The sequence below is a fragment of the Varibaculum sp. C0165D1 genome (genome assembly GCF_056590355.1).
This window is the reverse complement of record NZ_JBWPVY010000002.1, coordinates 506133-532432: the sequence shown is the minus strand read 5'-3', so window position 1 is coordinate 532432 and position 26300 is coordinate 506133. Positions and strand designations below refer to the sequence as shown.

The 26300-nt window shown below is 55.0% G+C and carries 23 protein-coding genes and 3 tRNA genes; 19 read left to right on the top strand and 7 right to left on the bottom strand.

The annotated features are described in order from the left end of the window. Nucleotides 1–272 precede the first annotated feature (272 nt). Entirely contained in the window at nt 273–749 is a 477-nt protein-coding gene (locus AC1EKS_RS04865; RefSeq protein ID WP_481009760.1) for a molybdenum cofactor biosynthesis protein MoaE, read from the bottom strand. A gap of 64 nt (nt 750–813) precedes the next feature. Between AC1EKS_RS04865 and AC1EKS_RS04860 the strand changes: the two genes are divergently transcribed. From AC1EKS_RS04860 to mobA, 4 genes are read left to right on the top strand one after another with little or no spacing between them, the layout of a single operon-like run. After that, nucleotides 814–1557 carry a HesA/MoeB/ThiF family protein gene (locus AC1EKS_RS04860; RefSeq protein WP_481009761.1) on the top strand — a complete coding sequence of 248 codons (744 nt, stop codon included), beginning with the start codon at nt 814–816 and terminating at the stop codon, nt 1555–1557. Continuing rightward, nucleotides 1554–2915, top strand: a complete 1362-nt coding sequence (locus AC1EKS_RS04855) for a molybdopterin molybdotransferase MoeA (RefSeq protein WP_481009762.1) — start codon at nt 1554–1556, stop codon at nt 2913–2915. Before AC1EKS_RS04860 ends, AC1EKS_RS04855 begins: the two co-directional genes overlap by 4 nt. Nucleotides 2916–2971: 56 nt before the next feature. Next, complete coding sequence (gene moaC, locus AC1EKS_RS04850; protein WP_481009763.1) at nt 2972–3499, top strand: cyclic pyranopterin monophosphate synthase MoaC; 528 nt, start codon at nt 2972–2974, stop codon at nt 3497–3499. Further along, nucleotides 3492–4112 (top strand): molybdenum cofactor guanylyltransferase, encoded by a 621-nt coding sequence (mobA, locus tag AC1EKS_RS04845; RefSeq protein ID WP_481009764.1) that lies wholly within the window; start codon nt 3492–3494, stop codon nt 4110–4112. Before moaC ends, mobA begins: the two co-directional genes overlap by 8 nt. Before the next feature lie 323 nt (nt 4113–4435). On the opposite strand, the gene AC1EKS_RS04840 is transcribed toward mobA, so the two are convergent. Next, the gene (locus AC1EKS_RS04840; protein WP_481009765.1) at nt 4436–4987 is read right to left on the bottom strand and encodes a MogA/MoaB family molybdenum cofactor biosynthesis protein; all 552 of its coding nucleotides are present in this window, start codon (nt 4985–4987) and stop codon (nt 4436–4438) included. 195 nt (nt 4988–5182) lie between these two features. Here AC1EKS_RS04840 and AC1EKS_RS04835 point away from each other — a divergent pair, with 195 nt between their 5' ends. From AC1EKS_RS04835 to thiL, 9 genes are all read left to right on the top strand, one after another. Further along, nucleotides 5183–6502, top strand: coding sequence for a nitrate/nitrite transporter (locus AC1EKS_RS04835; protein WP_481009766.1), 1320 nt, complete (start codon nt 5183–5185; stop codon nt 6500–6502). A 74-nt stretch (nt 6503–6576) separates the two neighbouring features. Next, entirely contained in the window at nt 6577–10278 is a 3702-nt protein-coding gene (locus AC1EKS_RS04830) for a nitrate reductase subunit alpha (protein ID WP_481009767.1), read from the top strand. Between the two features lie 41 nt (nt 10279–10319). After that, the gene (gene narH, locus AC1EKS_RS04825) at nt 10320–11813 is read left to right on the top strand and encodes a nitrate reductase subunit beta (protein WP_481009768.1); all 1494 of its coding nucleotides are present in this window, start codon (nt 10320–10322) and stop codon (nt 11811–11813) included. After that, nucleotides 11810–12535, top strand: coding sequence for a nitrate reductase molybdenum cofactor assembly chaperone (narJ, locus tag AC1EKS_RS04820; protein WP_481009769.1), 726 nt, complete (start codon nt 11810–11812; stop codon nt 12533–12535). The genes narH and narJ overlap by 4 nt, the downstream gene beginning before the upstream one ends. Nucleotides 12536–12539: 4 nt before the next feature. Continuing rightward, on the top strand, nt 12540–13316 hold the full coding sequence (gene narI / locus AC1EKS_RS04815; protein WP_481009770.1) for a respiratory nitrate reductase subunit gamma: 777 nt from the start codon (nt 12540–12542) through the stop codon (nt 13314–13316). A gap of 212 nt (nt 13317–13528) precedes the next feature. Beyond that, on the top strand, nt 13529–13933 hold the full coding sequence (locus tag AC1EKS_RS04810; RefSeq protein ID WP_481009771.1) for a TOBE domain-containing protein: 405 nt from the start codon (nt 13529–13531) through the stop codon (nt 13931–13933). Continuing rightward, nucleotides 13930–14727 (top strand): molybdate ABC transporter substrate-binding protein, encoded by a 798-nt coding sequence (gene modA / locus AC1EKS_RS04805; protein WP_481010271.1) that lies wholly within the window; start codon nt 13930–13932, stop codon nt 14725–14727. The genes AC1EKS_RS04810 and modA overlap by 4 nt, the downstream gene beginning before the upstream one ends. A gap of 8 nt (nt 14728–14735) precedes the next feature. Further along, complete coding sequence (locus tag AC1EKS_RS04800) at nt 14736–16325, top strand: ABC transporter permease (protein ID WP_481009409.1); 1590 nt, start codon at nt 14736–14738, stop codon at nt 16323–16325. Between the two features lie 96 nt (nt 16326–16421). Further along, nucleotides 16422–17591, top strand: coding sequence for a thiamine-phosphate kinase (thiL, locus tag AC1EKS_RS04795; RefSeq protein ID WP_481009410.1), 1170 nt, complete (start codon nt 16422–16424; stop codon nt 17589–17591). Between the two features lie 14 nt (nt 17592–17605). Here the strand turns inward: thiL and AC1EKS_RS04790 are convergent. The 3 genes from AC1EKS_RS04790 to AC1EKS_RS04780 form a co-directional block, all read right to left on the bottom strand. Continuing rightward, a tRNA-Phe gene (locus tag AC1EKS_RS04790) sits at nt 17606–17681 on the bottom strand. Nucleotides 17682–17702: 21 nt separating this feature from the next. Further along, nucleotides 17703–17776, bottom strand: a tRNA-Asp gene (locus tag AC1EKS_RS04785). 33 nt (nt 17777–17809) lie between these two features. Next, nucleotides 17810–17882, bottom strand: a tRNA-Glu gene (locus tag AC1EKS_RS04780). Between the two features lie 166 nt (nt 17883–18048). Between AC1EKS_RS04780 and AC1EKS_RS04775 the strand changes: the two genes are divergently transcribed. From AC1EKS_RS04775 to AC1EKS_RS04755, 5 genes are read left to right on the top strand one after another with little or no spacing between them, the layout of a single operon-like run. Continuing rightward, complete coding sequence (locus AC1EKS_RS04775; protein WP_481009411.1) at nt 18049–19233, top strand: mechanosensitive ion channel family protein; 1185 nt, start codon at nt 18049–18051, stop codon at nt 19231–19233. 3 nt (nt 19234–19236) lie between these two features. Further along, entirely contained in the window at nt 19237–19638 is a 402-nt protein-coding gene (gene msrB, locus AC1EKS_RS04770; RefSeq protein WP_481009412.1) for a peptide-methionine (R)-S-oxide reductase MsrB, read from the top strand. Nucleotide 19639: 1 nt separating this feature from the next. Further along, nucleotides 19640–20473 (top strand): endonuclease/exonuclease/phosphatase family protein, encoded by an 834-nt coding sequence (locus tag AC1EKS_RS04765; RefSeq protein ID WP_481009413.1) that lies wholly within the window; start codon nt 19640–19642, stop codon nt 20471–20473. Nucleotides 20474–20487: 14 nt separating this feature from the next. Then, on the top strand, nt 20488–21384 hold the full coding sequence (locus AC1EKS_RS04760; protein WP_481009414.1) for an EamA family transporter: 897 nt from the start codon (nt 20488–20490) through the stop codon (nt 21382–21384). A 23-nt stretch (nt 21385–21407) separates the two neighbouring features. Beyond that, nucleotides 21408–21653: a GlsB/YeaQ/YmgE family stress response membrane protein gene (locus AC1EKS_RS04755; protein ID WP_481009415.1), complete on the top strand. Its 246-nt coding sequence runs from the start codon at nt 21408–21410 to the stop codon at nt 21651–21653. Between the two features lie 561 nt (nt 21654–22214). Here the strand turns inward: AC1EKS_RS04755 and AC1EKS_RS04750 are convergent. Next, nucleotides 22215–23126, bottom strand: coding sequence for a phosphoribosylaminoimidazolesuccinocarboxamide synthase (locus tag AC1EKS_RS04750; protein WP_481009416.1), 912 nt, complete (start codon nt 23124–23126; stop codon nt 22215–22217). Between the two features lie 127 nt (nt 23127–23253). Here AC1EKS_RS04750 and AC1EKS_RS04745 point away from each other — a divergent pair, with 127 nt between their 5' ends. Beyond that, nucleotides 23254–24159, top strand: a complete 906-nt coding sequence (locus AC1EKS_RS04745) for a cation diffusion facilitator family transporter (protein WP_481009417.1) — start codon at nt 23254–23256, stop codon at nt 24157–24159. 140 nt (nt 24160–24299) lie between these two features. On the opposite strand, the gene AC1EKS_RS04740 is transcribed toward AC1EKS_RS04745, so the two are convergent. After that, nucleotides 24300–26129: a phosphoenolpyruvate carboxykinase (GTP) gene (locus tag AC1EKS_RS04740; protein ID WP_481009418.1), complete on the bottom strand. Its 1830-nt coding sequence runs from the start codon at nt 26127–26129 to the stop codon at nt 24300–24302. Between the last annotated feature and the right edge of the window lie 171 nt (nt 26130–26300).

The window sequence follows — 26300 nt, the reverse complement described above, 5'->3', positions numbered from 1 at the left end:
AGGGATAAAAAAGAACAAAACCTAAGTGATCGGATACGTACTTACCCACCGATTTGCAGCTAATTCTTTTTTCCTGCACTGGTCAACCTGTCCCACACTAGGGTCGCGGCCGGGGAAGGAACAGAGGACGGTAGCGGGGGAGGAGATTTTCCCGAGTGGGCGCGGTGGGCATAAGAATTCGGAAAACATCGCTACGTTTTCCGAATTCTTGGGCAGGAGGGAGAATCTCCTCCCCCGCGCAACTATGACTTTTACCGAGCCAGACCCGAAACTTAGGGACAGTTTGACCAGTGGTTACTTCCATTGGCGAAGTATTGATCTTTCCAGATCGGCACCTGCGCCTTGATCTGGTCAACGATTTCGGCACTCACTTTGAAGGCAGCATCCCGGTGCGGAGCGTCAACTACTACTAGCAGCGCGGTTTCTCCGATTTCCAGACGCCCGATCCGGTGGCGCACAAAAACTGCATCCAAACTTTCGGTGGTATCTCCGGTAGCGTCCGGAGAAACCGCGTTTCCGTCCTCGGGAAGGGCCAGCTCAATCGCATCCCGCACCGCTTTCACCAGAAATTTCTCCGCCTCTGGATGGGCAGAATAAACCAGATGGGTGACTCCCTGACCGCCGTCGTGGTTACGGACGCAGCCGTTGAAAACCACTCGCGCGCCACTAGTGACAGGAATATCTGGTATCCCCGCTGACAAATGCGAATCTGTCAGGGGCTCTTCTGTCATCTTTACGTCGAATATCATCTGTCACCCTCCCGAAGCGCTCTACCGGTATTGTATAAGGCAGTAGTTCTAGGAAAGGAAGCGGATGGTTTCCGAACGTGATCGCCTCACCGCCACTGTGGACGGGATAGGTGAGCGCGGGATTGATTCTTTGCAGGCCGCACGAGTTTTAGTAGTAGGCGCCGGCGGTCTGGGCTCTCCAGCTCTTGCCTATTTGAGTGCCGCTGGGGTCGGCACTCTGGGGATTTCTGATCCCGATCGGGTGGAGCAATCGAATCTGCAGCGGCAAGTTATTCATCCCGCTTCTAACTTGGGACAGGTTAAATCGGTATCGGCGGCCGCCACTGTCCATAGCTTGAACCCGAATGTACGGGTGCAGCTAGAACCGAAGATCACTGCTGACAACGCCCGCAGCATTATTAGCGCGTATGACCTGGTAATTGATGCAACCGATAATTTTTCCGCCAAATATCTGCTTGCCGATACTTGCGCCGAGGTGGGCCGCCCCCACCTGTGGGGAACTTTAGTGGCTATGAATTTCCAAATTTCGGTATTCGCCAAAGGACTTACCCTGCGGGACCTATATCCGGCGGAGCCACCTGCTGGAACCACCCCCACTTCCCGGGTAAATGGGGTGCTCGGCGCGGTTTGTGGGCAGGCGGGATCGATTCTGGCAACTGAAGCTATCAAAATGATTGTGGGAGTCGGCGAACCCCTTATCGGAAAACTTTTAATCGTGGACGCGGCCAGCGGGAAATGGAACGTAGTGCATTTTGGGAACGGATCCCAGAAGCAAACAACGGTATCCGGAAAGGATGGGCAACAATGAAAGCGGTAGACGAGTATCTCAAGCAGGTGTTAACCCAGGTGAAGTCCCTTCCTCCCACGCTGATGCCAGTAGCGGAAGCGTTAGGAGCTACTTTAGCGGAAGATGTTTCGGCCCGTTTCCCGGTGCCACCTTTTACTAACTCGGCGATGGACGGGTTTGCGGTGCGCGCCTGCGACCTGCCGGACGTCCTCGAAGAAAACTCCACCCCGGCGACGGGGGCAGATAAAAACCGAGAGGCTGTTGACTCCGCTGCGCAAAATAAAACCCAGTTGCCAAGCGCCCCCGGGGATGACGGAGCACAAAAAACTTTGCCCCTAACTTTGCCAGTCGAAGCCGATATTGCCGCTGGCGACAATGCTGATTATCGCCTTTCGGCCGGACATGCTATGCGGATTATGACCGGTGCCCGCATGCCTGCCGGCGCCGATACCGTGATTAAAGTAGAGGACACCACCCTGCCGGCAGGTCCGCTTGAACTGCCTAAAGAGGTCACGATTGTGCGTTGTCCGCGCGCGGGGGCGAACGTACGCAAGGCGGGCGAGGATGCTGCCATAGGTGATTTGGTTTTGAACGCCGGAACGGTTCTTACTCCCGCCGCGCTTTCCTCTGCAGTTTCTATAGGTTATTCGGAGTTACCGGTTTATCGCCGCCCGCGAGTAGCAGTAATTTCTACGGGGCTAGAGCTGCGCCCGGCGGGAGCGACCCTGAAGGGGGCGCAAATCCCGGACTCGAATTCGGTGCTGTTAGAGGCGCTGCTGCACCGGCAAGACGCAATAGTATCTGGCGTTTATAGCTCCGATGATGAACCCGAAGTCTTTGCGAAAACCTTGCAGCAGGCAGCCCAGGGCGCGGATTTGATTGTAACCACCGGCGGAGTGAGCGCTGGCGCCTATGATGTGGTGAAACAAGTTGGCTTATCGGGCGGTTTAGCTTTTACCAAAGTTGCGATGCAGCCCGGTAAACCGCAAGGTTTTGGCACGATTCCGGCTCCTGATGGGGCCGCGGTTTATGTGGCAACTTTGCCCGGTAATCCGGTCAGCGTGTTTGTATCTTTCCATGTATTTGTACGCCCCATCCTGGCCGCTTTAGCCGGGAAGGAGGGACGCGCCGCGCTCCAGACTCGCGCCGCCACCACTACCGTGGCGTGGAAGTCACCTGCCGGTAAACGCCAATTCGTGCCCGTTCATTTAACTGAGGCGCAGCGCGTGGGCGATACCCCCACCATTACCCCTACTCACCGTTTGGGGGCGCGTTCGCATTTCGTGGCTTCCCTGCATCAAGCAAATGCGCTGGCAATCGTGCCAGAGGACGTAACTCAGGTAGATCAATGGAGCCTAGTGGATGTGTTGCCCTGCTAGGGACACATTGACTTGCCTCATCCAGCGGTTCGGGCATCAGGAAAGAAGGAACAGTTATGGAAGACCAAGACGCACAGCATTTACCCCACTTAAACGCAGCTGGTCAGGCCCATATGGTGGATATTACCGGCAAGCAGCCCACCGTGCGCCAGGCGCGGGCGCGCGCCTTTGTGCAGTGCTCGCCGAAGATTATGGCGGCCCTACGCGCGGGAGAGGTTCCGAAAGGAGATGCCTTGGCAGTAGCGCGCATCGGGGGGATTGCCGCCGCCAAACGGACCCCGATGCTGCTGCCCTTAGCGCATCCGATTGGGGTGCATTACTGCGCAGTAGATATTCAACTGGCTGAGGAAGGCGTGGAAATTCTTGCCACCTGCCGGACTGCTGACCGCACCGGAATCGAGATGGAGGCCCTTACCGCTGCCTCCGTCGCCGCTTTAAACCTGATCGACATGGTGAAAGGGGTAGACAAAATGGTCTCTATCCGCGAGTGCTACGTTTTGGAAAAACGAGGAGGACGCTCCGGCACTTGGGTGCGTCCCGGATGCGCACCGGAAGCTGCAGATAGGGAAGTTAATCATGGTTAGTTCCCCGCAGTACCTAAATGGAGTAATCGTGTTGGCGGGCGGGACCGGCAAACGCCTCGGAGGACGCAGTAAACCCGATCTACTGATTGCCGGAGATCGCCTCATCAGTTGGACGCTATCTTTTTTGCCGGCAGTTCCCACCGTAGTGGTGGCTCCCGGCGAAGTTGAGGTTCCCGAGGGAGTCTTTCTCACGATGGAGGAACCCCCCGGCTCGGGACCTGCCGCAGGAATCGCTGCTGGCTGGCGCCGGTTAGCTAACTCTTTCGTGTTTTCTCCCTCCGACATTATCGGGGTTTGCCCGGTAGATGCTCCGCTTTCCGGTTTTGCTTTGCGCCAGCTGGCGCGGCAGCTACAGGAAACCAACGAGGACGCTGCTGAGAAACAAAAAATACTTTTAGGCCAGGTGGGAGAAGTTACCCAATATGTTCTCGGGGCATTTACCGTACGGGCGCTAATGGAGATGGCGCGCGCAAATCCCCTTAATCGCTCGGTACGCGGGGTTTTGGGTGAAATCGGCTTTGCCACCCGCAAGATTTCCCCCGATTATGCCCGCGACGTGGATACGCCGGCAGATATCGCCCCGGTAACCGAGTTACTACGTATCTCCCGCTAGCTAGGCGAGGGCACCGGGTCAGGTCGGGCGAGGGAGTAGATTGCTCCTCCTGCCCAAGAATTTGGAAAACGTAGCGGCGTTTTCCAAATTCTTATGCCCACCGCACCCGCTCGGAGCAACCTACTCCCTCGCTACAGCTTGTTATCCCTTGTCTTAGCCGCGACCTCTACGCGGGAGCACCAACTCCAGAATAGGAGCGGGCGAAACTTTTATCCGAGTCGGCTAGGCGGGCGCAAAACTCGAAAAATGACTTGGTCATTTTTCGAGTTTTTGGGCAGGAGGAAAAAGTTTTGCCCGCTCCGGAAAAAGCAGGTCTCCAGCTGCTACTCCAGGGGGAAGGCTACGGGATCTAACTGCTCTAAAAGGTGGGGCAAGAGGGGGCCGAGGACGCTAATGGTGTCGCGTACTCCTCCTCGGGAGCCGGGCGCATTGGCCACGATCGCACCCTCGGAGCCCCGCCCAGTAATCCCCACCAGGGCGCGCGAAAGCGAAGAGAGCGGGGTGGCTTTTAGACCCTGCTGACAGATTTGCCAAGCAATCGCATCTAGGCGTGCCTCTAACAGTGGAGCGGTGGCCTCGGGTGTCAGGTCCCGTTCGGTAATTCCCGTGCCTCCGGTTGTTAGCACCACTCGCGCACCCTCGGCAATGGCAGCGCGAATTTCGTTTTGCACGGATTCGATTCCGTCAGCAACCACCCTTACCCGATCTACATCGATTCCGTACTCACCTAGCAGTTCCTGAGCCAAAGGACCTGACTTATCAGGGCGCTCTCCGTTTTTACAGCGATCGGAAACAGTTATCACCGCACCTGCGGCGCGACCGCGCAATTTTTGTAGTTTTTTCTCTTTTAAGTGCGCGTGCGGGTCCGTTGACAAGGCGAAATCCTCCTACCAATTACGCAAACACCAGCTTGCGATTACCTGGATACCATCCCTCAGGTCGGGCTATTATCGTTATTAACAATATCGCTTTAACCTGCAGATATTGTCCTCATTTATCGTAACACGGAAAAGTTAAGGAAAATCTGACAGGCTGACAGCGTTACCTGGCATAAAGAAAGCAATGGAGCTATGGAAGCTACAAAGAAATCTAAATACGTACTGACTGACTGGGAACCGAATAACCCGGATAAATGGGACTCTGGACTTGCCTGGCGCACCCTGGCGATCTCCACCTATTCCTTAATCCTGGCGTTCACCGTGTGGTTCCTGGTATCAGCTATCGCCCCTAAACTTAATGAGATCGGATTCGACCTCACCAAGGCGCAGCTTTACTGGCTGACCTCCATGCCCGGTTTGTCCTGCGGATTCTTGCGTTTGATTTACACCTTTTTGCCGCCCATCGTGGGTACCCGCAAACTGGTGGGCTGGTCCTCAATCCTGTACATCATCCCCATGCTGGGCTGGTTCTTCGCGGTGCAAAACCCGAACACCCCCTATTGGTGGCTACTAGCTCTCGCGTTCATGTGTGGGATCGGAGGCGGTTCCTTCTCTGGCTATATGCCTTCTACCGGCTACTTCTTCCCCAAGCGGCTTTCGGGGACTGCTTTGGGTCTGCAAGCCGGGATCGGCAACCTAGGGATGTCAATCATTCAGCTAGTCGGCCCGATGCTAATGGGATTCTCGCTATTCGGTCTCACTTGGATGAGCCCCCAGCAGACCGCCGATGGCGCAAGTATTTGGGTGTCTAACGCCGCGATTTTCTTTGTCCCCTGGTGCATTGTGGCGGCGATCTTGTCGTTTACTATGCTGCGCGACGTACCGATTAAAGCCAATATTCGCCAGCAGCTCGATATCTTCAGCAATGCCAACACCTGGTATATGACGGTGCTGTACGTGATGACCTTCGGGCTATTTTCCGGGCTTTCGGCAGTGTTCGGTCTGCTCATTAATGACAACTACGGCGCCGAGTCTCCCTTGAAACTGGCGGTCGCCGGTGCTTCTTTCGCCTTCCTAGGGCCACTGATTGGTTCAGTAGTCCGCATGGCCTGGGGGCCGTTCTGCGACAAAATGGGCGGAGCGATTTGGACTTTCATTTGTGGAGTGGGGATGGCAGTTACCCTGGCCATTGCCGGTTTCTACCTCAACAACCCGCAGTCAATGAGCGATTTCTACGGCTTCCTGATTGCTATGTTGGTGATGTTCTTCTTCGCTGGCCTGGGCAATGCCGGCACCTTCAAACAGATGCCGATGATTATGCCCGCCCGCCAAGCAGGCGGAGCCATCGGGTTCACTGCCGCAGTAGCGTCTTTCGGTCCCTTCGTGACGTCAGTAGCACTAACCGCGGTCTCCCCGACCACGTTCTTCTACGGTTGTACCGTCTTTTGTATCATCGGTTCGGCGCTTTGCTGGTGGCAGTACGCCCGCAAGAACGCGCCCTTCCCCGGATAAAAATTATTGCCGAGGGCGCGGGGGCGTTCTCGACACCAGAAACTTAGTAAGCACACAACTTAAAGGAAAATAAAATGGCTGTTTCTTCGTTATTAAAACTAGGTGCGAAGCTTAGGCGCGGGCAGGTAAGCCAGGACGCTCGCCAAATGTTCCTGGTCGGAGGGCGTGAAGCGGATGCGTTCTACCGGCAACGTTTCAGCCATGACAAGGTGGTGCGCTCTACTCACGGGGTGAACTGCACCGGTTCTTGCTCCTGGCGAGTGTTTGTAAAGGACGGGTTAATCACCTGGGAGGCGCAAGCGGTTGACTATCCGTCTACCGGTCCGGATATGCCTGACTATGAGCCGCGCGGCTGTCCTCGCGGTGCCGCGTTCTCCTGGTACGAATATTCCCCCACCCGGATTCGGCACCCCTATGTGCGTTCAGTGCTGCTAGATGCCTACCGCAAAGCTAAACAAACTCACCCGGATCCGGTCGAGGCCTTCCGGGCGGTAGCCGCAGATCCGGTTGCCTCCGCCGCCTATAAATCCGCACGCGGCAAGGGTGGCATGGTGCGTACCAGCTGGGAGGAAGCCCTAGAGATCGTGGCTGCCGCCAACGTGGCCACCATCAAAGACTACGGACCAGACCGCATCGCCGGATTCTCGGTACTTCCAGCTATGTCGATGGTTTCTTTCGGTGCCGGTGCCCGCTACCTGCAGTTGATCGGTGGGGTAAACCTATCTTTCTATGATTGGTATGCAGACCTTCCGGTAGCCAGCCCCCAGGTATTCGGGGATCAAACCGACGTTCCCGAGGCCGGAGACTGGTTTAACTCTTCCTATCTGCTGGTTTGGGGTTCAAACCTGCCGCTGACTCGTACTCCGGATGCGCACTTCATGACGGAAGCGCGTTACCACGGGCAAAAGATGGTATCCATCAACCCCGACTATTCCGATAACACCAAGTTCGCGGATGAATGGCTCCGGGTTAATCCCGGCACTGACGCAGCGCTGGCAACCGCGATGGGCCATGTGATTCTAAACGAGTTCCACGTGGGCAAACAGTCTCAGTATTTCCTGGACTATATGCGTTCCTACACCGACTCGCCCTTCCTGATAAAGCTAGAAGAAACCGCGGAAGGGCTGGTACCAGGCAAGTTCCTAAGCGCCGCCGATGTTTCTAACCTGCCGGCGGAAACCAAAGAAAAACCCAAACCAGAATTCCGCTTCCTAGTGATGGATGCCGACGGTAGTGTCAAGGATCCGGGTGGTACTTTGGCTGACCGGTTCACTCCGGAAGGTAAAGGCCATTGGAACCTGAAGATGGAGGGCGTCAATGCCGAGCTCAGCCTGTATGAAAACGACGGTAAAACCGCTGAAATCACTCTTCCGCGTTTCGACCTGGTAGCCGGAGAGACCGAGGGCTCCTCGGTGGGTGCCGGCACCATTAAGCGTGGGGTGCCGGTGCGCGAGATTGATGGACATCTGGTCACCACCGTTTTTGATATTATGCTGGCCCAGTACGGGGTAAAGCGCGCGGGTCTCCCGGGCGTTTGGGGTAAGGATTATCAGGATTCTTCCAACCCCGGCAGCCCCGCTTGGGCAGAAGAAATCACCGGAGTGCCGGCTAATGCCACCATCCGGATAGCCCGCGAGTTCGCACAAAACGCCCTCGATTCTGAAGGCCGCAGCCAGATTATTTTGGGTGCTGGCACGAACCACTATTTCCACTCTGATCAGATATATCGCACCATCTTGGCCCTGACTTCTATGTGCGGTACCCAGGGGGTTAACGGTGGCGGCTGGGCGCACTACGTAGGGCAAGAAAAAGTCCGTCCGATTACCGGCTGGACGCAATATTCATTCGCCTTAGACTGGCAACGCCCGGCGCGCCAAATGATCTCCACCGGTTTCTGGTATTTAACCACTGACCAGTGGCGTTACGATTCGCTGACCACCGACCGCTTGACTTCGCCCGCATCTGTGGCCTCAGTGCCCAAGCAAAATATTGCGGATTCTTTACTGGAAGCGACTGAACGCGGCTGGATGCCCGCATATCCCCAGTTCAACCGGTCTTCTCTGGAGCTGGGACGGCAAGCGCAAGAGTCCGGTAAGAAACCCGCGGATTACGTGGCCGAACAGCTCGCTACCGGAAAGCTAGAGTTCGCGGCGAAAGATCCGGATAACCCGGTCAACTACCCGCGCGTCTTCTTTAACTGGCGTACTAACCTGCTCGGGTCCTCTGCCAAAGGTACCGAGTTCTTCTTGCGCCATATGATCGGCGCCGATAACGATGTCCAGGCCGAGGAAGTATCCGAAGACCAGCGTCCTCGTAACGTTCGTTGGCGTGAGCAGGCCGCGAAAGGCAAGCTGGATTTGGTAGTGACTGCGGATTTCCGCAACACTTCTACCACTTTGCATTCTGACGTTTTACTACCTGCTGCCACCTGGTACGAGAAATATGACCTGTCCAGCACGGATATGCATCCTTATGTGCATACCTTCAACGCCGCGATCCTGCCGCCCTGGCAGGCACGCACCGATTTCCAGTTGTTCCAAGATTTAGCGCAATTGGTGTCGGAGATGGCAGGCAAGCACCTGGGCACGCAAACGGACGTGCTGGCCGCTCCCCTGGGGCATGACAGCCCCGATGAACTAGCTAATCCTGCCGGGGTAGTGATTCCCCGGGAGGAATGTGGCTGGGTACCGGGAGTCAACATGCCAAAGATTATTCCGATCGAGCGCGACTACACCAAGATTGCGGAGAAATTTAACTCTCTAGGTCCAGTAATCGAGAAAATGGGGATGGGCACCAAGGGCGTGCCTTTCACCCCCGATAAAGAACTGCGCGAAATGCGCGAACAGTTTGGAGAAATCGAGACCGCGATCGGACCGCGTCCGCGCCTAGACACCGACCAGATTGCTGCCGAGTTCATTTTGAAGTTCTCCGGCACCACCAATGGACGGCTGGCTACCCAGGGCTTTAAGACCTTAACTGAAAAAGTGGGTGCCTCCGGGGATATGACTGAAATGTCTCGCGGGCACGCTGATTACCAGATCACTCTGGCCGATGTGCAACAGACTCCCAAGACAGTGGTTACTTCCCCCGAATGGTCCGGCAGTGAACACGGGGGACGACGTTACACCGCGTTTAGCCAAAACGTGGAGTACCACAAGCCTTGGCACACCTTGACCGGGCGGATGCACTACTACCTGGATCACGATTGGATGTGTGCCTACGGGGAATCCCTGCCCACCTATCGTCCTCCGCTGGATTTGCATCACCTCTTTGGAGAACCAGCACCGGGCATGGTGCGCGGGGATGGCACCCCCAGTGCCGAGGTCGCAGTCCGCTACCTCACCCCCCATAACAAGTGGGCGATTCACTCCCAGTATTTCGATAATCTCTATATGCTCACTCTCGGTCGCGGCGGACAAACCGTGTGGATGTCTCCGCAGGATGCGGCCAAGATCGGGGTACGCGATAACGAATGGATTGAAGCCCATAACCGTAACGGAGTGGTTAGCGCCCGCGCGATTGTGTCCCACCGGATCCCGGAGGGAACAGTATTTATGTATCACGCGCAAGAACGGATTACCCACACTCCGCTTAACCAGTCAACCGGTAAACGTGGAGGCACCCATAACTCTCTGACCCGCATCTTTATTAAACCAACACATTTGTTGGGCGGATATGGACAGTTCTCTTATGCCTTCAACTACACCGGTCCTACCGGCAATCAACGCGACGAAGTCACCTATATTCGTCGCCGCAGCCAGGAGGTGGAGTTCTAAATGTCAGTGGCAGTTTGCATTTTCTCTAAAGGAGCCCAGTCATGAAAGTAATGAGCCAAGTGGTCATGGTAATGAACCTGGACAAGTGCATTGGTTGCCACACCTGCTCGGTGACCTGCAAACAGGCATGGACTAACCGTACCGGCACCGAATATATGTGGTTCAACAATGTGGAGACCCGCCCCGGACTCGGTTATCCGCGTACCTGGGAAGACCAGGAAAAGTGGAAGGGTGGCTGGCGGCGCACTGCCTCCGGCAAGTTAGTTCCGCGTTCTGGGGGGAAGCTAGCACAGCTGGCTAAAATTTTCGCCAACCCCAATATGCCGCAGATAGATGATTATTACGAGCCCTGGACTTACGACTATGACAAGTTGTTGTCGGCTCCGGCAGGTTCTAAAGCGCTACCGGTAGCGCAGGCGCGTTCTCAGATGAGCGGCAAACCCCTGAAGAATATCAAGTGGGGGCCAAACTGGGATGACAACTTGGCCGGCTCTACCGAAACCCTGCAGGATGATCCCACCCTTAAAAAGATGAACCAGCAGGTGAAGGCGGATCTCGAGAGTTCCTTTATGTTCTACCTGCCGCGCATCTGCAATCACTGTTTGAACCCCACTTGCGTGGCTGCCTGCCCGTCGGGAGCGATGTATAAACGTACCGAAGATGGGATTGTCCTAGTCGACCAGGACGCTTGTCGCGGTTGGAGGATGTGTGTTTCGGGTTGCCCCTATAAGAAGGTTTATTTCAACCACAAGAGCGGCAAGGCCGAAAAATGTACTTTCTGTTATCCCCGGATCGAGGCCGGCGACCCCACGGTTTGCTCCGAAACCTGCGTGGGTAGGCTGCGCTACCTGGGAGTAATCCTCTATGACGCCGACCGGGTCAGCCAGGCCGCCGCAACTGAGGACGAAACTCAGCTTTACCAGGCACAGCGGGATGTAATGTTGGATCCGACAGATCCAGAAGTGATTGCAGCTGCACGTCAAAGCGGGATTCCTGAGTCCTTTATCGAAGCGGCTCAGAATTCCCCGGTATATAAGCTGATCGTGGAATATTCTCTGGCGCTGCCCCTGCATCCAGAGTTCCGCACCCTGCCGATGGTTTGGTACATTCCCCCGCTATCTCCGGTAGTTGAGGCGGTTACCGCTTCGGGAGCCGATGGTGAGAACCACAAGGTCCTGCTAACTGCCCTAGCCACTATGCGCATCCCTATGGAATACCTTGCAGACCTGTTCGCCGCGGGGGATCCGCGACCGGTAGAGCGCTCTTTGCGGCGCTTGGCGGCTATGCGTTCCTATATGCGCGATATCAACCTGGGCGATCAGCCGAACCCGGAAATCCCGGCTGCGGTGGGCATGAGTGAAGAGCAGGTAAAAGCCATGTACCGGCTGCTATCGATCGCTAAATATAAAGATCGTTACGTCATTCCCACCACTCATCCCGAAACCGCCCGTACCCCCAGTGAATATATTTGTCCGGTGGGTCAGGGCGCGTCCTCGGGTAAAGTCCCGGTGGAAATCGGGAGGGCACCGCGGTGACCTCCAAGGTTTCTTTCATTCCTACCCGGCAGGAGGCGCCCCCGGTAAACGCGGTGGCTCTCGAGCCGGACCAGCGTTCCGCTGCCCTGATGGCTTGCGCGCTGCTTTTGGATTACCCCGGTGACAACCTGGAGGAACTCCTTTCTCAGGTGAAGGCAGAGGCTGAGCTACTACCTGAGGCCATCGGGCAAGAGCTACGAGAGTTTTGTTCCTGGGCCCGCATGCGCGGAGTTCGCGGAGTACAAGAGGACTACGTAGAAACTTTTGACCGCAAACGCCGCTGCGCCCTGGAGCTAACCTATTACGCCACTGGAGATACCCGGCAACGCGGAATCGCGCTTACGGTATTTTCAGATTTATTTAGCGCCGTAGGCTTTGAACCTCCCCACCGGGAATCTTTACCCGACTATCTACCTCGGGTTTTAGAGTTGGCAGCCCGCTGTCAGGGCGAAGATTTAGCTTTAGTGCTGGGCGCGATCGCCGCCAGCCGGGAGGGTATCGAAGTGCTGCATGCCGCGCTGTGCTCTCTGGATTCTCCCTGGCAAAAGGTGGTAAACGCCCTGCGCATGGTGTTGGGAGAAGCTGACAGTGAAACCAGCCAGCGCATGGAGCGCCTAATCCGTCAAGGTCCGCCTACCGAATTAGTGGGCTTAGACGACAGTAATAACTTACCGTGGCCGCAGTTAGCCCCGGTTCAAGCAGACACCGCGAGCGAAGGGTGAAGTCATGGACGTGTTGTTTTGGGGAGTATTTCCCTATATTTGCATTACGCTACTAGTTGCCGGTCTTATCTGGCGTTACCGCTCTGACCAGTATGGATGGACTTCCGAGTCCTCACAGCTACGGGAAGCTAAAATCCTGCGATTAGCTTCCCCGCTATTCCATTTCGGGATTTTGTTCGTGCTGGTGGGGCACTTTATGGGGCTATTCATCCCCGACTGGATGACCGAGTCTATGGGGGTCACCCAGCATCAGTACCACCTACTAGCCACTTTTGGGGGCACCGTGGCAGGGATTGCGGCACTGCTGGGCTTTATCGGCTTGCTGTGGCGGCGTTTCGTTAACCATTCGGTACGTTTCGCTACTACCGGCCGCGACCTAGTTGCCTATATTTTCTTGGCGATTCCCCTGGCCTTGGGGGCAATAGCTACTGCCGCCAATCAGCTTTTTGGTGCAGATGGCGGCTATAACTACCGCAAAACCATTTCGGTGTGGCTGCGTTCCTTGTTCATGCTGCAACCTCAGGTAGATCTGATGGCGAATGTGCCGCTCAGTTTCAAACTGCATATTATTGCCGGTTTACTGCTGCTGGCGGTCTGGCCCTTCACCCGCCTAGTGCACGTGCTCTCAGCTCCGGTGGGTTACGTTACCCGTCCACCAATCGTTTACCGTTCGCGGCGCCCCGCGACTGCCGCTAGCCCGGAAAAGCCGGGTTGGACCCCGGTTCGGGCTACTGCTGCCGGCGGTGAGGACGCAGGCGGGGCCCCCGCCCAGGGAGCTTAAACCCGGACGCTTTTTGAGGGTGCCGGCTCGCTTTTCGAGCGGTCGGCACCCTCGATGCGTCTTGTCACAAAGGATTTCCCGGTACCCCAGCTAGTTTTACCCGGGCTTTGATAACTAAGCATATTTTTTATTTTTAGAACTTTTCTTATAACTATTTCCGCAGAAAACCTATTTTCTAGGTATTTTCTTTGTTTTTACGATAGCCTAACTTCATGCCAAATTATCGGATATCTACTATCGCCAACTTGCTCGGAGTCAGTGATGACACCATTCGCCGTTGGCTTGATGAAAACCTAATCAAAGCAGTTACTGGATCTGGTCCCAAACGAGTGGACGGAGCCTCGGTAGCCCGGTTCTTGCAGGAACGACCTACTGCCATACGTCTGGGGGAAGAACCTAACCAGTCGATTCGTAACCACTTTCAAGGCCTGGTGATCGCCCTGAAAAAAGGCCAGGTAATGAGCCAAGTAGATCTGCAGTGCGGGCCCTATCGGGTGGTTTCCCTGGTCTCTACCGAAGCGGTAGAAGAACTTAATTTAGAGGTTGGTTCGGTAGCTACCGCACAGGTCAAAGCCACTAACGTGTCGGTGCAACTGCCAGAAGGAGAAAAACTGTGAAAAAATTTCGCCTTGTTGCTTTAGCAGCCGGGCTTGCCCTGGCACTAGGCGCCTGCTCGGCATCGGGGGGTACTAAGAGCGCAGAAAGCAAAACACCGGCAGAAAAAACCCAGCTTACAGTGTTCGCTGCCGCCTCGTTAAATAAGGCTTTCCCGGAAATTGTAGAGAAAGTACTGAAAAAGTCCGATCCTAATATCGAAGTAAAGTTCTCTTTCGAGGGTTCATCTACCCTGGTAGATCAGTTAAAGAACGGTGCGGCGGCGGACGTGTTTGCTTCTGCTGACGAGAAGAACATGAAAAAAGCAACTGACGCGGATCTGGTTAGCGAGGTCAAACCCTTCGCCTCCAACACCCTGGCACTAATTGTCCCCAAAGGGAACCCCGCCAAGATTACCGGGCTAGATGCCTCTTTGGACGGCAAGAAACTAGTGGTTTGTGCCGAGGGCGTCCCTTGCGGTAATGCCACCAAAGAACTGCAAGAAAAACTAGGGGTAACCCTGAAGCCGGTATCTGAGGAACAAAAAGTTACCGATGTACGCGGCAAGGTGGAAAGTGGGGAGGCCGATGCGGGACTGGTTTACCAGACCGACGCCAAGGCCGCTGGAGATAAGGTCGAGATTATTGCAGTTAAGGGGATCGAGCAGGTCGTCAACGCCTACCCGATTTCTTTAGTAAAGAATTCGAAGAACCAAGAGGCAGCCAGGAAGTTTATCGCGGCTGTCCTTTCTGAGGCGGGGCTAAAGATCCTGGAAAACTATGGTTTCTCTGCTCCCCTGTCAACAGATAAGAGCTAGCACTCCCCTTGCGTAAATCTTTCGGAGCTAATCAAGCGGCGGGGTCCCCAGCTTGGCTGTGGGGCCCCGCCGCCTTAGCGCTACTTTTTTTACTGATCCCTTTTGCCGCCTTGGTGCTGCGGGTACATTGGGGGCAAATCCCGCAGCTGCTGGCCACTGCCCAAAGCCAGGACGCTCTTTGGCTGTCTTTAAAAACCTGCCTGATTTCTACTGCGCTGTGTATTGTCTGCGGGGTACCCCTGGCACTGTGGCTCGCCCAGGCGCGAAACAATTTATTTCCCCGCCTAGTACGCACCTTCGTTACCCTACCGATGGTGTTACCCCCGGTAGTTGCCGGTTTAGTACTGCTGATCACCTGGGGACGCATGGGGATTATCGGGGCAAAGCTGGATTTATTGGGGATTCAGATTGGGTTCACTACCTTGGCGGTAATTATTGCCCAAACTTTCGTCGCTATGCCCTTCCTGATTACTTCTCTAGAGGGCGCGCTACGTACTCGGGGTTTCCAATACGAGGCCGCCGCCAGGGGGCTAGGAGCTACCCGCACCCGCACCTTGTTACAGGTAACGTTACCGTTATCAGCACCGGCGATTGTGTCCGCGACCGCCTTGGCGTTTTCGCGTTGCCTGGGAGAGTTTGGGGCCACGATTACTTTTGCCGGATCTCTGCAAGGTATTTCCCGCACCCTTCCCCTCGAGGTATATCTGCAACGAGAAACCGATACTGACCTGGCACTTTCTCTATCTTTAGTGATTATTGCGCTGGCAATTTTGATAGTAGGTGGCACCCAGGTACTTTCAGACTTCTGGTATTCGCGTCTGATGGGAAGGCAAAAGCTCAGCGGCGCCCCGGGCACAGCCGGTGCGATTAGCGGCCTTTCCAAGAAAGTGCCACGAGAAAAACAGACCGGTCCCGGGGTACATCTGGACGCGAAAATAGCGGTACGTAACTTAGACGTGGATTTAGATTTTACCCCCGGCTCCGCCACTGCCCTACTGGGTCCGAATGGGGCGGGAAAATCTACGATCATTTCCCTGCTGGCAGGCACCCTGATACCGGATTCCGGCTCTATTAAGTGGAGCATAGATCAGCCTCGAATCGTACTTCTCGCCCAAGATCCAGCGCTATTTCCACATATGTCCGTGCTGCGTAACGCGGTGTTTGGCTTGCGTTGCCTAGGGATTGATAAAGAGCGCGCCCGCCAGTTGGCGCGCACCCAACTAGCCGCGGTGGGAATGCAAAACCTAGAGCGACGCCGTCCCAATCAGCTTTCCGGCGGTCAAAAGCAACGCGCCGCTATTGCCCGCGCGATGGCGATAGAACCGGATGTGGTGTTACTAGATGAACCAATGGCCTCCCTGGATGTAGAGGTAGCCGACCAGCTGCGAGTGCTGCTGCGGGAACGAATCGGGGGCGCTACCACTATCCAGGTCACCCACGACCTAATCGATGTGATTGCCCTAGATTGCCAGGTAGTAGTGCTAAAACACGGGAAAGTTACGCAGCGTGGCTATTGGCGCGACCTCTTCGGAGAAACCCAGGATCGTTTCTTGCAGCAGCTAACCCGCAAAGCCCAGCTAGATAACGCCATAAAATAGGATCGCGTTCGCCACTGGAAGGCTAGCGGTTACGCAAATGCGACGCCGAAACCGGCTTTAGTGAACTGATAGCAGTAAGTAGGTAGGCTAGCTACTATGACTACTTCTCCTCCTGGCGAGTCCGCCCAGGTAGAACCCTCTTCTCCGCATTCTTTACCGTCTTTTCAGGGGGCGGTACCTACCCCCATTACGGCCGAAGATCGCTTGATCGCCGATTTTACTTCCGGGCTACATGCGCACAAGCGAGTACTGGTGGGGTCGGGAGATGATTGTGCGGTTTTGGCTCATCCTGATTCTCGCTCCGTGATTTCCACCGATGTGCTGGTAGAAAGAGTGCATTTTCGTCGCGACTGGATGAGCCTAGAACAGATCGGCAGGCGCGCCGCCGCGCAAAACGCCGCCGATATTGCGGCCATGGGGGCAAGCGCTCATAGCGCAGTCGCGGCGGTAACCATTCCCAAAGGTATGAGTAACACCGAAATTAACGCCCTCGCTACCGGGCTAGCAAAAGGCTTAGAAAGCTACGGGTACGCCCTGGTGGGTGGAGATTTATCTTCCGGACCCTGCCTGCAGATGGCAGTGACGGTGATTGGGGATTTGCAAGGACGGCCCCCGCTATTACGCTGCGGGGCGCAAGTGGGTGACTTCGTCTATTTTGCGGGCAATCTCGGTGATTCCGCTGCCGGGTTAGCCCTGCTAGAACACTTCCAAAGCCCGCAAGCGACCCTAGACGATTCTGCCCTACCGGAAGCTTTGCGCGGCCTCGCTAAAGAGGTTATAAGCCGCTACCAGGTCCCCCAGGTTCCCGCCGACCTTGCGCCCCAGTTAGCAGACGCTGGAGCCCATGCCCTGATGGATGTGTCTGATGGGCTGAGCCGGGACGGGGCAAAAATAGCAGCCGCTTCCGGAGTAGTACTTGACTTGAGTAGTTCCCGCTTAGAAAAATATGCGCAACGCCTAGCTGGCCTGGCTAGTTTCTTGGGTGTAAATAGCTGGGATTGGGTTCTAGGAGGCGGCGAAGACCATGGTTTACTGTGTACCGCTCCCGCGGGATTTGCGGTTCCCGGATTTACCCCCATTGGACGGGTACTACCAGGGAACTCGCCTGGACGTAGGGACTGCAACGAGGGCGAAGACATTGCCAGCGTGCCTGCGGAGACCAGCCCTGGGACGTTCCTATTAGTAGATGGAAAACCGCACTGCCAGCAAGGTTGGGATCATTTTGCTTCCCCTGGCGCAGATGCCACCAAAGAGTATCAAGAATAGCGGTAACTATAAAATGGTGGCTCCGACCGGCATCGATCCGGTGACCTTTCGATTTTCAGTCGAACGCTCTCCCAACTGAGCTACAGAGCCTAAGGGTCCAAAAAAGACCTGCGACCCAGACGGGACTCGAACCCGCGACCTCCGCCGTGACAGGGCGGCGCGCTAACCAACTGCGCCACTGGGCCATATTCATTTGTGTTCCACCTTTCGGCAGATCGTACCCCCAACGGGATTCGAACCCGTGCCGTCGCCGTGAAAGGGCGGTGTCCTAGGCCTCTAGACGATGGGGGCCTTGCGGCCTGGCCTATAGGCCTCGGCTCAGACTTGAATAATGTTACCGGCACTAGGCAACTAAAGGCAAAGTAATCATCTATGAAGCCTCTCACAACTCACGTTCACCGCATCTTTTTCCGGTTCAATAACTGCATTTTTCGTCGGTGAAACGTAGTCTAGGAATATGCAGTGGCTATTATCGAGCACGTCTTCATCAGATCAAACCGTCGAGCAAGTATTCGATTGGTTAACCAGCCTGGCCGGCACGGGTATTGGGGCGGTGGCCGGGATCATCCTAGCCTCAATCGCTACTGCGATTTTGAAGCTGGTCTCTAAGCGCGAGCCGCTCACAAAGCTAATTCTAAACCGCGCCACCCGCGCCTTCTTCTTTACTATGGCGATTCTGGGCGCCTATCTGGGTTGGAAATACACCACTTCCGGGCTGGAAATTTCCAGCTCTACCGGGATTGGTCGGTTTAGCCAAGGGTTGCTGATAGCGGTCATTTTGGCTTTCACTTTCCTGATTACCCGCATTTGCTACCTCATCGAAGATGTGGCGGTAAAAGCTAACCGCGGAAAACCTACCCGGAGTCGGTCAAAAATGTTGACTCAGGCGCAGGTGATTCGGCGCGTCCTACAAGCGGTAGTGGTAGTGGTAGGTATCGCCAGCGCGATTTTGACTTTCCCTTCTGCCCAGGTGGCAATGGGTTCTATGCTGGCTTCAGCGGGGGTTGCCTCGATCGTGGCAACTTTGGCTGCTCAATCGACTTTGGCAAATGTGTTTGCCGGGCTACAGATTGCGCTTTCTGATGCACTGCGCGTGGGCGATAAAGTGCAGGTACCTGGTTTAGACGGGAAAAAAGAACTGGGTACAGTAGAGGAAATCACCCTCACCTATGTGGTGCTTAACCTCTTCGATGAACGCCGCATGATTGTGCCCTCCACCCATTTCACCCAAGAGAACTTTGAAAATTGGACCCGCAAACACACTCAACAGGAGGGAATGGTCGAACTTTATCTCGATTATTCCGCCCCTATCGATTCCATCCGTGCGCAAGTGGACTTGCTGTTGTCTGGCTGCGAACTGTGGGACGGACGTCACGCCAGTGTAGATGTCTCCGACATGAGTGCGGATAGCCAAACTGTGCGGATTTCTGTTTCAGCAGCCGATAGCAGTGATTTATGGGTACTGCGTTGTTACCTGCGAGAACAACTAATTCAATGGCTGGTAAAAGAAGTTCCTTGGGCGTTGGTTTCGCGCCGCATTCAACCGCAACAAGTGCGTTACCTGAGTCGCGATCGCTCTGATGAGGAAGTGCATCGCTTGGCACGCAAGTTGGTAGGCGAAAATGACTCCCAGAAAGGTTGAGCGATGAGTAATTTCGACCCCCGCAGCGCCAGCGAGACTGATTGGCGAAACCGCCTGGATGCCAACGAATACTATGTTTTGCGGGAGGCAGGTACCGAGCGCCCCGGCACCGGCCAATATCTAAATGAAAATCGACAGGGGATTTATCGTTGCCGCGCCTGCGGGGCCGAGCTGTTCCGCTCCGATACCAAGTTTGATTCTCACTGCGGTTGGCCTGCATTCTTTAAGCCCGAGGACGCGGCGGTCAGCTACCACCACGACTCCTCCCATGGGATGGTTAGAACCGAAGTACGCTGCGCTAACTGCCAGAGCCATCTGGGACATGTTTTCGAAGATGCACCCGATATGCCGACCGGGCAACGCTATTGCATTAACTCTATCTGCCTAGATTTTCAGGCGGAATAATATGCGGATTATCAGTGCAAACCTCGAACATGGTGCCCCAGCTGAAGGGCAAACTTTACCTGGGAATTGCTGGCAGGAGCTGGCGCGACTGTTTGCCGCTTTCCGCCCCGATGCGATCTGCTTGCAAGAGGTTGACTATTACCAATTACGCTCCGGGTTCCAAGACCAGACCCGCGCCCTCGCCACTTCCTTGAATAAGGAAACCGGGCAGGTATGGCAGCACCGATTCTTAAGCTTTTTCACTGGTCAACTCGCTTTAGGGATACGGTTACCAGTAGTGCTTCCCCGCGAGAATCTCAGTGACACCCGGCATCCCCTTCGCGCAGATCGCCCCCTGTTTGGCGGGTACGGAGTCGCGGTGCTTACCCCCCATCCGGTGCGCCGCTGGGTCAGCGCCAAACTAGGGGCGGCTCCCCCACGCATCAAAATTCCTGGTTGGGATCCGCGCACCTGGAAATTCTATGGCGGGCAAACCCGCAGCCTGTTGGGGGCAGAAATAGTAACTGCAAATGAACGATTTTTACTGGGCAGCACCCACCTCGAATTAGGAACCGCCACCGCCAAGCGGCAGCTCATACGCTCTTGGCAGGGCTTAGCTTCCTTGGCGGGGAAGGCAACACCGCTGCTAGTGGGAGATATGAACTTGAGCCGAGAAGATGCTCACCAGGTATACCCCTATCTAACTTTGGCTAGCGCGCTCACTTTTCCAGCCGCCGAACCCCGTTTTGAGATCGACCAGTTATTTGCTCCCCCCACTTGCCAGGTCAAAGCGGTGGACACTATCGAGATGCCGATCTCTGATCACCGCGCATTGTTTGTGGAATTACAGTCGTAACCATAGGGGTGACGATGGGTAACACGCGCAAATTTTCTGATCGGATTCCGGCGCCCTTAATTTTTGTGGGCTCTGGTTTGTCCCAGTACTCGGGCGCAGCAGTTGCCACTATCTGGTTATTTGCTCTGATGAACCCCACTACGGTGGCCTGGTGGCGAGTAGCGATAGCAGCCGTTATCCTGGTGCTGATTCGCCGTCCGTTCCGCCGCGGTCTTACCCCACGCGCGCTGGCAGCAGCAACGGTTCTGGGGTTGTTCATCACCACCATGAATATGACTTTTTACCAGGCTATTTCGCGAATTCCCCTGGGTACTTGTGTCTCGATTGAGTTTGTGGGGCCAGTGGTGGTGGCACTTTTTAGAGGACGCGGCTGGAGTACTCGAATCGCGGCGATTCTTGCGGGGGTGGGAGTAGCCTCCATTTCCGGGATTGGCCTGGATATTTCCACTGCCGCGGCACGGATCGGGTTGGCATTTTCGATTGCTGCTGGTTTTTGTTGGGCGGGCTATATCGTAGTGGGGCAAAAACTCGCTGCTGCCGGTCATGGCCAAGATTCTTTAGCGATGGGTTTATTTATCGCCGCTATCCTCACTGTGCCGATAGTAGGACCGATGGAGATCGCTAAGGGGTGGCAAAGTGGCTGGATCTTGTTTTGCTGTATTGCGGTGGGAGTGCTTTCTACGGCGTTACCGTTTCCTCTGGAGCAGGTGGCGCTGCGGCGTCTAGGTCCCGATATATTTTCGCTATTAGCTTGTCTGATGCCGGCGATTAGTGAGCTGGTGACCATGGCAGCCCTCCGCCACCTGCCAAATGTGGGAGAAATCGTGGGGTTGGTCTGCATTTCGCTGGCGGTCGCTTTTGCACAATACCGTCCTGGAATGCTACACAGGAAGAGTACGGAAGATAACTAGAGAAGAAATAACGGAGAAGAAAAATGGGTTTGATCGGTTCAATTATTGGCGGCGGCATCATTGGAGCTTTAGCGCGCTTCTTTATGAAGGGCAAGCAAAACATGGGGATGATTATCACCATTATCATCGGTATGGTTTCTGCTGGCCTGGCTGACTGGATTCTGGCCAAAGTTATTGGTGAAGGTCACGGTTTCATTAGCTTCATTGTGGCGATCGTGATTGCAGTTGGTTTGATTAGCGCCTACCTGGGAATCACTAATAAGAAATAAAACTAGCTGCCAGCTACTTAGATGTTTTAGTGGTTTAGACTTCTAAGATTTATTTACTTAATGCTGCTGCTCGGCAAAGCAATTTGCTGAGCAGCAGTTTTATTATCTGCTTCGTACCTACAGCTGGGGTGCTACCCATAACGACAACAGCTCTACAACCTGAAAGATATGTAAACCCTCAAGTAACTACTTGAGGGTTTGTTAAATTGCTGTTCACCGTGGGATTGTCAGGTGTTATCCTCTGGAGATGCTCTGATTTCCTGTTGAAAACCTTTACACCGAATCTAAACTTTGCTGGTTTTCGCAGATATTTTTCTCGGGTTATCCCCAGCCAACAGCACCTACATGCTATTCGAGCAGATAGAAGCTGAAACAGTAACGCTGCCAGCTGAAACCCCCGTTACCCTCAAGGTTTACCTGAGGTTAACCAGGAAAAATTTGACATTTTACGGCTAGTAGGTTTCTAGAAAATAGATATCCACAGATAATATCCACAGGGTTGTTAACGGGGTCGAAACCGCAGTAAAACCTGTGGATATTATCTGTGGAAACTTTCCTAACTTACTCGTTAAGAGTACGTCCGGTCAGGGTTTCGTAGATTTCCTTATAACGATCGGATGTCTGCTTCACCACATCTGCGGGAATCTCTGGCGGATCCTGCAACTTGTAGGGCCGCCAATCGCAGGCATCCGAGTCCACCCAGTCGCGCAGAATTTGGGTGTCCATCCGGGGATTATGCTTGCCTGGCTGATAGTTATCAGCGCTCCAAAAGCGGGAGGAGTCCGGGGTCAGTACTTCATCACCCAAGACCACGGCCTCGCCCCCGTAGGGTAGAGCCGAGCCGAACTCGAACTTGGTGGATCCTAAAATCACTCCGTTATCGAGAGCAATCTTGGCCGCACGGTCGTAGAGATCCAGAGAATACTCGATAATCTTATCTACCCGGCCGCTGCCGACCAGTGACTGCAGCGCCTCCCAGGAAACGTTGTTGTCGTGCCGTCCCATCTGGGTTTTTGCCACCGGATTAAAAACTGGTTCCTCCAGTTTTTGATCCTGCTGCAAACCTTCGGGCATCCGCGCTCCCCCGATAGTGCCTTTGGCCTGGTACTCACGCCAGGCGGCGCCGGCTAGATAACCGGAAACATGGCACTCCAGGGGATACATATCGAGGCGGCGGCAAATCATGGCACGACCCGCTACCATCTCGGGTACCGAAGAAGTAGATAGGAAGTGGTTGGGAATAGAATCCCCCAACTGTTCTAGCCACCAGGTAGTCAACTGGGTCAGCGCAATACCTTTACCGGGGATTTCTGTAGGAAATACCTGGCCATAGGCACTGAAACGGTCAGTAGCTACAATCAGAACTGTGTCTGAATCATGAGCCGACTGTCCCGCCGGATAATAAATTTCGCGTTCTTTACCGGAAAATAAATGGCGCCATCCACGCAGCGCCGGAGTATCACTTGACGACATATTTATCATTCTTACACTTTTTCTTTAAATTGGGGAGACCTACCGACAAAATTTATAAAAATTTATGTGGTTAAAATGGGGAGCATCCGAGAAAATTAGGTCTAGCTAAGTTTGAGGTGTCCACGCTTTGCATCAACATGTTTCTACCAACGAATCCACTCGCAATCGGCTGCTGATTGCTGCCGGGATAACTTTAGCGATCCTGGTTGCCCAACTTATCGGCTCTATCTTGTCCGGTTCCCTAGCCCTAGCTGCCGACACCGGTCACGTAGCGATAGATTCCATAGGGCTATTCGTAGCTGCATTCACCGCCACTTTGTTAACCCGCCCCGCCACTGACTCCATGACCTATGGTTACGCGCGCCTAGAAGCAATCGCTGGCGGTCTGCAAGCAGGGATGATTATTATTGTCTGCACGGTAATTGGCTACCAGGGAATCCTACGCTTAATCACCCCTGCCCCAGTTGACGGTACCCAAATGGCGGCCTGGGCTTTGGCCGGGCTAATCGGCAACTTGGCATCTATGCTGGTGATGCTGGGGCAGCACCGCGATAACCTAAATATTCGCGCTGCGTTTTTAGAAGTGTCCGTCGACGCGATTTCTTCGGTTGGGGTTATCGTGGGCGGGATTATCACCCGCCTTACGGGTGTTACCCGGGTTGACGCCGTGATTTCCTTGCTGATCGCGGGCGCAATGTTGCCCCGTGGCTACAAACTGTTAAAAGAAGCGGGATCAATTTTACTAGACCGTGTCCCTGGTGAACTGAACGCCGACCACATCCGCGAGCACATCCTGGAGGTAGAACACGTAACTGGGGTTCATGACCTGCACGTGTGGCCGCTAAACTCCCATACTGTGCTGCTATCAGCCCATATTGTTATCGCCAAGGAATGCTACCGTGACGGGCACGCCCTGGAAGTATTACACCAGGTAGAAGAGTGCATGAAGAGCCATTTCCCGCGCAGGATTGAGCATTGCACCCTGCAAATTGAACCCGAAGGTCACGCCGCTCACGAAATCTTAAAGCACTAGCTAAGGGATAGCGGACAGGCGCAGGCGGGACGCTAAAGTTTAAAAACCAAAGAAGCACAAAAAAGGTGGCCGGAAACTTTCGTTTCCGGCCACCTTCCTCTTAGGTTTACAAAGGAAAGAGGTAACTCCTCTCTTGGAGATTACTTCAGCGCGTGCAGACGCTCACGCAGCTTAGTGAGTTCGTCGGCGATCGCCTGGGGCAGTTTGTCACCGAACTGCGAGAAGTACTTCTCGGTATCCTCGGTCTCGGCCAACCAGGCATCGGGATCGATGGCGAACATCTTGTCCCATTCTTCCTTGCCCAAACCGGTGCCTTCCAGATTGAAGTCCTCGAACTTGGGGTAGTAGCCAGTCGGGCCTTCAATCGCATCCACCTTGCCAGAGGCGCGGCGCACGATCCAGTCCAGAACCCGAGCGTTGTCGCCGTAGCCCGGCCAAATGAAGCTGCCGTTCTCGTCCTTACGGAACCAGTTAACCTGGTAAATCCGCGGGAACTTCTCGCCTACCTTTTCTTGCATTTCTAGCCAGTGACCCCAGTAGTCGGCCATGTTGTAGCCACAGAAGGGCAGCATAGCGAAGGGATCGTGACGCAGGGAGCCCACCGCACCTTCAGCGGCAGCGGTCTGCTCGGAGGCTACCGAAGCACCAATGAACACCCCGTGTGCCGGGGAGTACTGCTCGGCTACCAAGGGAACGTTGGTTGCGCGACGTCCACCAAACAGGATCGCGGTGACCGGAACGCCCTCAGGAGCTTCCCAATCGGGGCAAACAATCGGGCACTGCGCAGCCGGAGTGGTGAAACGGGAGTTCGGGTGAGCGGCCTTTTCGCCAGATTCCGGAGTCCAGTCGTTTCCATGCCAATCGATCAGGTGATCGGGGGTGTCCCCATCAATTCCTTCCCACCAGACATCGCCATCATCAGTCAGGGCAACGTTGGTGAAGATGGAGTTTTCCTTCATGGTCTCCATCGCCATCGGGTTGGTCTGGTAAGAAGTACCCGGGGCAACTCCGAAGAATCCAGCTTCGGGGTTAATGGCGCGCAGGGTGCCGTCCTCACCCGGGCGCATCCAGGCAATGTCGTCACCAACGGTCTCGACTTTGTAGCCCGGGATGGTCGGCTGCAACATGGCCAAGTTGGTCTTACCGCAGGCTGACGGGAAGGCCGCAGTCACGTGGTACTGTTCGCCGGACTTTTCGTCGGTCAGACGCAGAATCAGCATGTGCTCTGCCATCCAGCCATCGCGGCGAGCCATAGTGGAGGCGATACGCAGGGCGTAGCACTTCTTGCCCAGTAGGGCGTTCCCGCCGTAACCGGAACCGAAGGACCAAATCTCGTTGGTTTCGGGGAAGTGGGTAATGTACTTGTCATCATTGCAGGGCCAGGCTTCGTCAGTCTCGCCCTCAGCCAGCGGCTTGCCTACGGAGTGAACCGCAGGCACCCAAGGACGTCCCTCGTTGATGAGATCCATCGCCTTGGCACCCATCCGGGTCATGATCCGCATATTGCAGACCACGTAGGGCGAGTCGCTCAGCTCGATACCCAGCTGAGAAATCGGTCCCCCCAGCGGGCCCATGGAGAAGGGGATTACATACATGGTGCGACCAGCCATCGCGCCGTCAAACTTTTCGTGCAGAGTTTCGCGCATCTGCTTGGGATCTGCCCAGTTATTGGTGGGGCCAGCATCCTCTTCTTTTTCACAGCAGATGAAAGTACGCGATTCTACCCGCGCCACATCGGAGGGCAGCGAGCGAGCCAGGAAGGAGTTCGGGCGCTTTTCCGGGTTCAAACGGGTAAACATCCCGGTCTCGACCATAAGATCGGTTAGACGAGTCCATTCCTCTTCGGAACCGTCACAAAATTCAATCGCTTTCGGTTTGGCCAGCTCTGCAACTTTAATTACCCAATCAACGACCTCTTTCGGCGCGTTCTTCGGGGCGGCAGCTAGCACATCTTTCTCGGTCACTGTCATTTATCTTTTGCCTCCTGCGGCACTCGACACGGCAACACCTAGTTGCTCTTGCTCTTCCATTGTCCTTCATCCCTGCCGCATTCTCTACCGCGAGCATCTAAAACTTTCCGAAAATTACTATGACCTGGCTCATAATTGAGGTAACTTTAGGCCATAGGACACCTTTCTAAG

Excerpts from the sequence above, each read along its gene's own strand:
- AC1EKS_RS04835 (WP_481009766.1), top strand. The coding sequence starts at position 5,183 with ATGGAAGCTACAAAGAAATCTAAATACGTACTGACTGACTGGGAACCG.
- narH (WP_481009768.1), top strand. The coding sequence starts at position 10,320 with ATGAAAGTAATGAGCCAAGTGGTCATGGTAATGAACCTGGACAAGTGC.
- AC1EKS_RS04830 (WP_481009767.1), top strand. The coding sequence starts at position 6,577 with ATGGCTGTTTCTTCGTTATTAAAACTAGGTGCGAAGCTTAGGCGCGGG.
- AC1EKS_RS04865 (WP_481009760.1), bottom strand. The coding sequence starts at position 749 with ATGATATTCGACGTAAAGATGACAGAAGAGCCCCTGACAGATTCGCAT.
- AC1EKS_RS04775 (WP_481009411.1), top strand. The coding sequence starts at position 18,049 with ATGCAGTGGCTATTATCGAGCACGTCTTCATCAGATCAAACCGTCGAG.
- AC1EKS_RS04860 (WP_481009761.1), top strand. The coding sequence starts at position 814 with ATGGTTTCCGAACGTGATCGCCTCACCGCCACTGTGGACGGGATAGGT.
- AC1EKS_RS04740 (WP_481009418.1), bottom strand. The coding sequence starts at position 26,129 with ATGACAGTGACCGAGAAAGATGTGCTAGCTGCCGCCCCGAAGAACGCG.
- msrB (WP_481009412.1), top strand. The coding sequence starts at position 19,237 with ATGAGTAATTTCGACCCCCGCAGCGCCAGCGAGACTGATTGGCGAAAC.
- AC1EKS_RS04810 (WP_481009771.1), top strand. The coding sequence starts at position 13,529 with ATGCCAAATTATCGGATATCTACTATCGCCAACTTGCTCGGAGTCAGT.
- AC1EKS_RS04750 (WP_481009416.1), bottom strand. The coding sequence starts at position 23,126 with ATGTCGTCAAGTGATACTCCGGCGCTGCGTGGATGGCGCCATTTATTT.
- narI (WP_481009770.1), top strand. The coding sequence starts at position 12,540 with ATGGACGTGTTGTTTTGGGGAGTATTTCCCTATATTTGCATTACGCTA.
- moaC (WP_481009763.1), top strand. The coding sequence starts at position 2,972 with ATGGAAGACCAAGACGCACAGCATTTACCCCACTTAAACGCAGCTGGT.
- mobA (WP_481009764.1), top strand. The coding sequence starts at position 3,492 with ATGGTTAGTTCCCCGCAGTACCTAAATGGAGTAATCGTGTTGGCGGGC.
- AC1EKS_RS04855 (WP_481009762.1), top strand. The coding sequence starts at position 1,554 with ATGAAAGCGGTAGACGAGTATCTCAAGCAGGTGTTAACCCAGGTGAAG.
- AC1EKS_RS04755 (WP_481009415.1), top strand. The coding sequence starts at position 21,408 with ATGGGTTTGATCGGTTCAATTATTGGCGGCGGCATCATTGGAGCTTTA.
- AC1EKS_RS04760 (WP_481009414.1), top strand. The coding sequence starts at position 20,488 with ATGGGTAACACGCGCAAATTTTCTGATCGGATTCCGGCGCCCTTAATT.
- AC1EKS_RS04765 (WP_481009413.1), top strand. The coding sequence starts at position 19,640 with ATGCGGATTATCAGTGCAAACCTCGAACATGGTGCCCCAGCTGAAGGG.
- thiL (WP_481009410.1), top strand. The coding sequence starts at position 16,422 with ATGACTACTTCTCCTCCTGGCGAGTCCGCCCAGGTAGAACCCTCTTCT.